General features: G+C 67.3%; 2 protein-coding genes and 1 pseudogene. 2 read left to right on the top strand and 1 reads right to left on the bottom strand.

The window, feature by feature from the left end; all coding sequences use genetic code 11:
• Window positions 1-135 precede the first annotated feature (135 nt).
• Window positions 136-489 carry a transposase gene (locus tag ABZV38_RS40405; RefSeq protein ID WP_356333953.1) on the top strand — a complete coding sequence of 118 codons (354 nt, stop codon included), beginning with the start codon at window positions 136-138 and terminating at the stop codon, window positions 487-489.
• A gap of 302 nt (window positions 490-791) precedes the next feature.
• Complete coding sequence (locus ABZV38_RS40400; RefSeq protein WP_356333951.1) at window positions 792-1,379, top strand: SMI1/KNR4 family protein; 588 nt, start codon at window positions 792-794, stop codon at window positions 1,377-1,379.
• A 48-nt stretch (window positions 1,380-1,427) separates the two neighbouring features.
• Here ABZV38_RS40400 and ABZV38_RS40395 read toward each other — a convergent pair.
• Window positions 1,428-1,527: pseudogene (locus ABZV38_RS40395) on the bottom strand (IS5/IS1182 family transposase); the annotation flags it as partial.

Raw genomic sequence — 1,527 nt, 5'->3', positions numbered from 1 at the left:
ACGCGGTCCTCCGCGAACTCCAGGCCCTCCTGGCCACCTGGACCGGCGCCTGCTCGATATGCGGCCAACCCGCACCGACACCCGACCCCCACCACGGAACCTAACAAAGCCCTACTGGACGACTGACCCCAGCACATGCGCCTGATCATCCGCCGCTCAAAGATCCACCCCCGCGACAAGAACCTGACCGCCTACGAGAAGAAGACCGGCCTGCGCCGGATGCCCTCACGCGACTTCGCGATCAACCACGCCTGGTGCCAAGCCGTCGCGCTCGCCGTCGACCTGACCGCGTGGCTGCAGCAACTCGCCCTGGACGGCGAGGAATCCCGCGCCGAACCCGACACCGTCCGCCTGCGAATTCTCGACATCCCCGCCCGCCTGGTCCGCGGAGCACGCCGCCGCATCCTCAAACTCGCCGACGACTGGCCCTGGAGCAGTGCCGTCGCCAACGCCTACACCCGCGTCCAGGCCCTGCCCACCCCCGACTGACCCACGGCACCCACCCCGACGAGGCCAGGAAGGAGCACCGCACCACCCCCGGCCGTGGAACCGGCGCCCACCAGGGGCGACACCCCGGCACCCCGGCACCCCGGCACGCTCACCCCACCGGGACGAACCGACCAAACCAGACTCCAGCTGACCGCCCGAGGAAGGCGCGCGCACGCGCAAGGATCAGGTCAAGCGTCAGATGTTCGGCCGGCCCGGATTCCAGCTGCTGCGGAAGCGAGTCCTACTCGCAGGATGACATGTGCCGTGCGATAGATTGCGGGCGACACGAGAGAAGAGCTCGCATGGACTCCCGCATCCCGCGGTTGCGACGCAAGCTGGCATGCATCCCGTACGCGCCCAACCGAAGCCACTCCTTCGGCGAGGAACGGCACGAATTTCGTCTCGGCCCCCGTCTGCCCAAAGCTCAGGCAGACGCCTTTGAAGCTGAGCATGACGTGGAACTCCCAGAGCCTTATCGAGACTTCCTCACCAACCTGGGCGGCAGTGGTGCGTCTCCGTACTACGGGCTGATCCCGTTGCAGGACTGCACGCTCTTCACGATGAATTCCAGAGATGCCAGCACCGGCTCAAGGGGATTCAGCCGGGCCTATCGCCCCACCCGCCGTGGTGACCTGTACCTGGACGTCATCGAGCGCGGGTGCAGCGACCTCGTCCTCATAGGCGTGACTGGCCCTCTCACCGGACGCATGCTCATCGGCAGCGCCGACGGCTTCTGGGGCCCGAACGTCTCCTCAGCCCCGGACTTTCTCGCCTGGTATGAACGATGGCTCGACCACATGGCTGCCGGACAGGACAACCGGGCTCTGGAGCTCACCTCACCCCAGCTCCGAGCGCATCCGATTCGGCAGCGGCTCGCGCACTCACCGTGACCGCACCACAGAACCTGAGCCAGAACCACAACCCGTGAACAAAGCCACCAGGTCAGCCAGGGCGGGCATGCCGAGACGGACGCAGGTGGTCACGATGTGATGCGTGCGGGCCGCAGTCAGATCGTGGACCCGCCCCGGCAGGGCCCCG

The sequence above is a fragment of the Streptomyces sp. NPDC005181 genome (assembly GCF_040608395.1).
In the GTDB taxonomy this organism is placed as follows: Bacteria; Actinomycetota; Actinomycetes; order Streptomycetales; family Streptomycetaceae; genus Streptomyces.
The sequence above is the reverse complement of the archived record's forward strand: the minus strand, read 5'-3'. Positions and strand labels throughout refer to the sequence as shown.

Bases quoted from the DNA above. Each gene is read 5' to 3' on its own strand.
- ABZV38_RS40405 (WP_356333953.1), top strand. From the start codon at position 136: ATGCGCCTGATCATCCGCCGCTCAAAGATCCACCCCCGCGACAAGAAC.
- ABZV38_RS40400 (WP_356333951.1), top strand. From the start codon at position 792: ATGGACTCCCGCATCCCGCGGTTGCGACGCAAGCTGGCATGCATCCCG.